This is a genomic window from Microcystis sp. M090S1, from assembly GCF_020246295.1.
Taxonomy (GTDB): Bacteria; Cyanobacteriota; Cyanobacteriia; order Cyanobacteriales; family Microcystaceae; genus Microcystis; species Microcystis aeruginosa.
This window is the reverse complement of record NZ_JADBTF010000423.1, coordinates 1-2624: the sequence shown is the minus strand read 5'-3', so window position 1 is coordinate 2624 and position 2624 is coordinate 1. Positions and strand designations below refer to the sequence as shown.

1 protein-coding gene and 1 pseudogene are annotated in these 2624 nt (G+C 42.1%); both read right to left on the bottom strand.

Going from position 1 to position 2624, the window contains the following annotated elements:
- Positions 1 to 770 precede the first annotated feature (770 nt).
- Positions 771 to 2051, bottom strand: a complete 1281-nt coding sequence (locus IM477_RS18680; RefSeq protein WP_287733016.1) for an HhoA/HhoB/HtrA family serine endopeptidase — start codon at positions 2049 to 2051, stop codon at positions 771 to 773.
- A gap of 247 nt (positions 2052 to 2298) precedes the next feature.
- Positions 2299 to 2624 (bottom strand): annotated as a pseudogene (locus tag IM477_RS18675) (IS1 family transposase); the annotation flags it as partial.

Sequence of the window (2624 nt, the reverse complement as noted above, 5' to 3'; positions counted from 1 at the left end):
CTGAAATGGAGCGAAAGTCTGTGGACTTTGTGTAAGACAGTACATGGTTTTTTAACCGTGGTATGCAACGGTGGTTGAAGCAGAAACTTAAATCGTGAGGTTTAGGAATCGCCGCACTTTTAGGGCGGCGAGGATGTCAAATTCTGTCTGATCTTCTCACTTACCCTCCCGACCACCGACTCCTAACCCCACCAACAAACTTATTCAGCAAGTCCTAATTATTGATTGCCTCGGTTTGAATGGCCACCTATCAACAATCTATCTCCATACCACAATTTAGCCATTTTGTCAAAAAAATTTGACTTTGCAACAAAACTACACAAAAATTAGATCAACGTTGTTCGGGAAAAAAGGGAGAATTGGCGGAACTGTTTGGTTTTGCCCAAGGGAAAAGTCTAGATTTAGCAAGGGTTTTAAGACAACCCAGATCATTAAAACCCTAAAAATTACAATGAAGCCCACCATAGCATAATGCAAAATTATACCAGAATCGCTGGAAGTATTGTAACCTCGTAAATAAATAAAAATTATTCTCAATAAATTCTTAAGTAAAAATAAATATTACCGATTGTAAATTTAAATATTTTTAAGTATTAAGGGTATTTATATATAAAATACTTATCATTTTGCCCTGATTGCCTCTGACTTTTCCCTCCCCACAGTAACCACAGGAAAGACTATTACAGCATAATTATTCGATTTAAGAGCCAAAAGTAAAACCAGAAATATAGAGAGCTTACTAACAAGCTCTCTACAAATTATCTTCTAGACTAGGATCTGTTAGCAGTATTCAAGCTACCAACTTGAATATTCAGATTAATTTTTTGTCCTTCTCGGCTAATTTCTACGGGCAAATTATCGCCGATTTGAGTATTAGCAACAATTTCCCGAACCGCATCGGGATCGGTGACATTCTTCCCACCTACAGACTTTAACACATCACCCGATCGCAATCCCGCTGCTGCGGCAGGAGAATCTCTCATCACCCGCACTAACAAGACACCAGAATCATCGGGGATAGTCCAATTATCAGCCATAGGACTATCGGCTAATTGTTCTTTTACCTCCGAAGTTAACTGTACCATTTGAACACCGAGATAGGGATGTTCCACCTTACCCGTAGCGATTAATTGTTCGGCGATTCTTTGGGCAGTCTTAATCGGAATAGCAAAACCTAAACCCTGGGCATTTTGAATGATAGCAGTGTTAACTCCGATGACTTCTCCCCGAGCATTTAACAAAGGTCCGCCGGAATTTCCGGGGTTAATTGCCGCATCGGTTTGCAGGAAATCCACCAGTTTATCACTAGCACCAATTTGGGAGCTATTGCGTTCCTTGGCACTAATAATTCCCGTGGTGACAGTGTTATCTAATCCCAAAGGATTACCGATAGCGATCGCCCATTCTCCCACTTGTAAACTATCAGAATTACCTAATTTAACCGTGGGTAAATTGCTCGTTTCTACCTGTACCACTGCCACATCAGTTAAAGGATCACTACCTAAAACTTTACCATCGATAGTGCGACCATCTTTGAGGGTGACAGTCACCTTATCTGCTCCCTCGACAACGTGAGCATTGGTGATAATTTTACCGTCATTACTGATAATAAACCCCGAACCTGTACCTCTTTGAACTTGTTTTTCTCCTCGATCGGGTATTTGAGAACCAAAGAAGCGACGGAAAACAGGATCGTTAGCAAATTCCGAAAAATCACCGCCGCCATTGACTTCCCTAGAAGCATTAATTCTCACCACCGCCGGCCCCACTTCTTGCACCACAGAAGCGACAAAATTGGTGGGCATAACCAGAGACGAGGGAGCGGCTGCGGCCGGTGTGGAGGGGCGAGGATTATTGGCAGCGGTGGCAATATTTTGGGCTAATTCTAGAGGATTTTGGCTGTAGGCGTAGGTGGCACCGATACCTAAACCGGCACCCAAAACCAGTAAGGAGGAATAGGCAAAAAGTTTTTTCATTGCAGAAGATTTGGAGCGTTTAGGATTGCCTTCGTTGCGCGGGGAGATATTATCGTTAAAAATATTGCGAGTCATAGTTTTTATTGTTTAACCATTCTGAGAAGGGAATAAAAGTCAGTCCTAATAATCGTGGGTGTGAGAGGAGTGTTTCGGAAAACGGCTTGGGACTGACTATCTCTAATTTAGGCGGGGGATATGAACTTACTGTGACGCAGACATGAAGTTTTGATTGCAAGGTCATTATCCTAGTGGATAGACAGATAGAAAGATAGAGGGTGGTGATTCGGTAGTAGTGATGGCGGCTTAATCCTTTGCTTTGCTGTGCATTGTAGTCATGGATAAAATACCAAAGGCCTCCCCAACGTGATTCTTCATTTTGTTAGAGTAAAGATAGACTCTCTCTCACCAGCCGAGAAATCCTTTGTCGAAAGGTATTATTTAATCTTTCAATAGGATTAGTTTGACCAGTTTCTTGACCGACCGGTCGATGACGTTTACTGGGAATTACTGTCTTATAGGACTCCCAAAAGTCTGTGTAAGTAACAGCACATTGTCGGTAAACACCGGGTAAACTGGCCCCAAAGTTTTTTGGCTGATTGACGACTCCTATCTCCGCGCATAGCAACCAATAATACTAAATCCGTTGAG

What these genes read in the sequence shown, in the direction of transcription:
- IM477_RS18680 (WP_287733016.1), bottom strand. Translation starts at nt 2,051, where the DNA reads ATGACTCGCAATATTTTTAACGATAATATCTCCCCGCGCAACGAAGGC.